The sequence below is a fragment of the Larkinella harenae genome, assembly GCF_054780515.1.
Map to the genome: position 1 here is coordinate 1 of NZ_BAAGWE010000042.1, position 590 is coordinate 590.

General features: G+C 62.5%; 1 pseudogene. It reads left to right on the forward strand.

The features are described from left to right. A pseudogene (locus ACYVH9_RS31635) lies at positions 1-590 on the forward strand (hypothetical protein); the annotation flags it as partial.

Below are 590 nucleotides of genomic sequence, written 5' to 3' on the forward strand. Positions count from 1 at the left end.
GCAGCCACCGATGGCAAGAGTGCCCCCGTGTCCACCACCGTCCTGTTGACGGTCGGTACCAGTGGCGGTCCTGTGGTGACGGGCAGCTTTGAAGGCTACCTCGATGGGGTCAACTGCACTACGATTTCAGGCTGGGTCTGGGATGCCGACAAACCCAACACCCCCATCACCATCGAGTTCCTGGCTGCCACCGGCAGCAACCCACCCCTGAGCAGTGCCACGGTCTTTGGCTCTGCCCTGGCGGACATCTACCGCCCCGATTTGCAAACCGCCGGCAAAGGCAACGGAGCTCATGCCTACCGCTTGACGGTGCCCGAGAGCATCAAGACCAACCAGCAGCAAACCATCTGGGGGCGGGTGCAGGGTTCCACCTATGTGTTGCTGTGGTCGCCCAAAACCCTGACTTGTCAGGGAACAGGAGTCCCCACCAACCAGCCCCCGGTGGCCCCCACGGTGTCGGCACTGACGGCCACGGTCAACTCGGCCTTCAGCCAAACACTGCCCGTGTTTACCGATGCCAACAACGATCCGCTGACCTACTCGCTGACGGGACTGCCCAGTGGACTGAGCTTCGATGCGGGTAACCGCAC